3 protein-coding genes are annotated in these 3,607 nt (G+C 40.1%); 1 reads left to right on the top strand and 2 read right to left on the bottom strand.

Annotated elements, in window-relative coordinates; genetic code table 11:
- Both B2X72_RS04635 and B2X72_RS04630 read right to left on the bottom strand, forming a co-directional pair.
- On the bottom strand, nucleotides 1–1,491 hold a 1,491-nt coding region (locus tag B2X72_RS04635), incomplete at its 3' end, for a TonB-dependent receptor plug domain-containing protein (protein WP_286848415.1).
- Between the two features lie 101 nt (nucleotides 1,492–1,592).
- Nucleotides 1,593–2,504, bottom strand: coding sequence for a zinc dependent phospholipase C family protein (locus B2X72_RS04630; RefSeq protein WP_232475749.1), 912 nt, complete (start codon nucleotides 2,502–2,504; stop codon nucleotides 1,593–1,595).
- 219 nt (nucleotides 2,505–2,723) lie between these two features.
- Here B2X72_RS04630 and B2X72_RS04625 point away from each other — a divergent pair.
- Nucleotides 2,724–3,607 (top strand): glycosyltransferase family protein (locus B2X72_RS04625; protein ID WP_286848413.1); only part of this gene is annotated, 884 nt, incomplete at its 3' end.

The following is a 3,607-nucleotide window of genomic DNA, read 5'->3' as shown; positions in this document are numbered from 1 at the left end:
AATTTTATTTTTTCCAATATTTATTGGTTTCCAGGGAATGATCGTTCCGCTTCCTGTAGTGGCATCCTCTTTTTGCCAGTCTATGAAATCGCTTATCCTTCGATGGAAATAGCCCGCTTGAGCAATAATCCGATTGGATAAGTATTTTATACCACTTTCGATCTGATAGGCATTTTCAGAGCTCAGTGTGGGGTTTCCGACGTTGGCTGTCTGATTGGTGTAAAGATCCGTAAAGGAAGGGATCCGCTGGCTAGAACCTGCGTTGACTACAATCTTCCAATGTTCGGTAATATCATATCCCAAATCTAGACCCGGGAATACCTGCCAGCCAAATTTTGAGTTGTAATTGATGTAGGCACCAGAGTTGATCATCAGTTTTTTGATCGCCTCTGTTTTGAATTCAAGGTAGCCGCCGTAATTCTCCCGGTTATGGTCGCCAATACTGGTGCTATTGATGCGTTCAAATCGACTTTCTAATCCTAAGCCAAATGTACCATAACTTTGCTCCAATGTAGCATTGATTTCTGCTCCGAAGACGTTGCTGTAATGTTTGGATCTACCTTTGGTTGTTTCTCTGCCTAAATACCAATATTCATCTTCGTTGTAGCGATTACTGAGACGTGGACTGATGGAAAATGCCTGTGTTAATTGATGCTTGGACTGCAGGGAAGCGAAAGCTGTCTTAACCTGTTCATAAGCTTCCTTGTCACTCGGCGCAGCATAGTAACCATTGGCTCCAAATTGATTGTTGATATAGCCAACATTGGCTTTTATCATATTGGCTGTATTCGGTTGATATGTACCGTCATAATAGAGTTTATTATTGTTGGAGGCTGTATTATAGCGTTGTCCATTCGAATCTTCGTGACCAAAATATAAACCGTGGCTTGTTTGCTTGGTTAAGAACTGTGAGCCAAGCTGAACACCTTTACCATAATACTTGCCTGCACTTGTCTGCTCATTATCTTTGAATGAAGAACCACTATATACCTGGGCGCTAATTTGATTTGATTCAATTTTCTTTGTTACGATGTTAATGGCACCGGTTAGTGCATTAATACCGAAAATCCGTGAAGCCGGCCCCCGAATTATTTCGATGCGCTCGATGGCCTCTAGAGGAACCGGAAGGTTCATGTTGTGATGGGCACTCTGTGGATCAGTGATTTTAACACCATTGAGTAGGATCGCCGTCTGTTCAAAAGACCCACCGTCGATACTTATATCTGCCTGCGAACCAAATGGTCCACGTTGGCGAATATCAACGCCTGGGATATTGCTAAGCAACTCGTTGATTGATCGATTTGGTAGTCTCTGTATATCTTCCTGCGTCAATATTTGGATATTTTTGCTCTGTTTTGAAAAAGGGATCTGTAAGCGATTTTGATTAATGATGACTTCGCCCAAAGTGGTTGTGTCTTTAATCTGAGCAGTCGCAGCTCCAATACTCAGCACTAATGCAAGGTTTGTTAACGTAATATTCTTATTCAACATGCTTTCCTAGATTTTACGCTGCAAAAGTAGCTTAGCTGACTAAAAAATAAATAGTCCGGCATGAATAATACTGGTAGTCCGGATGATATTTTGTAACCTTCTTACATCCATTCTTCTCGGCCGATACGCTTTTTCCCCGTTATATCGATGTGATCTTGCTTGTCGCTGCTTTTTATTTTTTCGATGTTAGTCAAGTCGGGTTGGCCGGATTCGAGCCAGGCTGAATACCAATAGGAAGCAACGCGTAAAATGGTTTTTTGCATTCTCCTTTCAACCATACCGTTCATGGCTTCATGATAAGCTCTAGCATAACTGTCGGAATAGGTCCATACCAATTGATTGTTTCGCTCAATAAAAGATTTTTTTTGAGATGCCTTAAATTGACGATTAAGCCGGGCTTCAATGCTCAATACAGAATCCACAAGGCGATTGCTTTCACGGACGATACCCCAGGCTTCCGCTAAGGGATCTTTGATATAGTTGGCTTTTCCAACGCGAAGGTTGTATTTTTCTGAAAACATTTCCGGTAAGCGGCTCTCCCAGAATGCGTGTATACCGAGTTGATTCGTCAGCTGTCCATTATAATTTTTAGTCGTGTGCAATGGAACATGGGCATCAGCAATATAATGGCCGAGTTCTGCTGAGTGTTTGATGATCCGTTTATAATCTTTTGCTTGAAAGGCCTTAACAAGCTTTTGATAGGTAAGATTGATTTGCCAGGGCACAATACCATTTTTTAACAATTGCCTTTCTTGAAATTTCTCTTTGGCCTGTGACCAATGTATCGGCATGGAGTCAACTGTACTTTCCTTGCGGTAGTCCTCTAAATCTATAAAATGTCTTGGGCCTTCAGCGCTGTCTGTGAAGCAGCGTTTATCTGGATCAACAGCTTTTTCGGTAATAAGGTCAATATTGGATTTATAGAACTTAGCCAACTGAGCGGGGAGCGCAAAGACGGCATAATGATTAATTTTTTTATGAGCAAAAAATCCCCACGATGTTAAAATTAGCATGGCGACTATGCAAAGCATTCGATAAAATAGAGACTTCATGGGGTATCAAACTGGCTATTAATTAATTGTTGATATTAAATATACGTAAAGGAAAATTAAAAATGGATTAACGATTTTTTTTATTGATGTTAATTTATATTTTCTTAACATAACTAAACAATAAAATAATATTGATACTCGTTAAAATTGATTAATTTGCCGACACAAAATACAGTCGTTATGAAGATATTGTATGCCGTACAAGGGACAGGAAATGGACATCTGAGCCGGGCAATGGATATTGTCCCCTGTTTGAGAGAGTTAGGGGAAGTCGATGTTTTGGTTAGTGGAATTCAAGCAGATCTATCATTACCTTTCGAAGTGAAATACCGTTTTCACGGGTTGAGTTTTATCTTTGGTAAATCCGGCGGAGTAGATCTGTGGAAAACATTTATGAGTTCGACGATCCGTAAATTTACGAATGAAATTAAGAGCTTGCCTATAGAAAACTATGATTTGGTGATCAATGATTTTGAACCGATTTCTGCTTGGGCTTGTCATTCAAAAGATTTGGACTGCATTGGGTTGAGCCATCAGATCGCTGCCTTAGATCCATCGAGTCCTAAGCCAGAAGATAGTGATATGCTGGGCAAATTTATTATGAAAAATTATGCTCCGTCTACCCATTCCTATGGTTTCCATTTCAAGCGGTACGCCAAGAATATTTACCAACCGGTTATCCGTAATGCTGTTCGTGAATTGAACGTGACAGATCAGGGACATTATACGGTTTACCTCCCAGCATATGACGATGCGCATCTTTTAAAGCATTTGATGAAGTTTCCGGATGTGAAGTGGGATGTTTTTAGCAAACATAATTCGAAGGCATTTGACATGAAAAATGTAACGATAAGACCGATCAATAACCAATCTTTTATTGATAGTATGGCATCTTCTTCTGGAGTTTTATGTGGGGCAGGTTTTGAAACACCGGCAGAAGCGTTATATTTGAAAAAGAAACTGTTAGTTATCCCGATGAAAAACCAATATGAGCAGCATTTGAATGCAGCGTCATTGGAAGAGATGGGGGTGCCTGTAATTTCGAGCTTAAAACAGAAAAACAT

The sequence above is a fragment of the Sphingobacterium sp. UBA7253 genome, assembly GCF_002472745.1.
In the GTDB taxonomy this organism is placed as follows: domain Bacteria; phylum Bacteroidota; class Bacteroidia; order Sphingobacteriales; family Sphingobacteriaceae; genus Sphingobacterium; species Sphingobacterium siyangense.
This window is presented reverse-complemented; position numbering and strand designations above follow the sequence as displayed.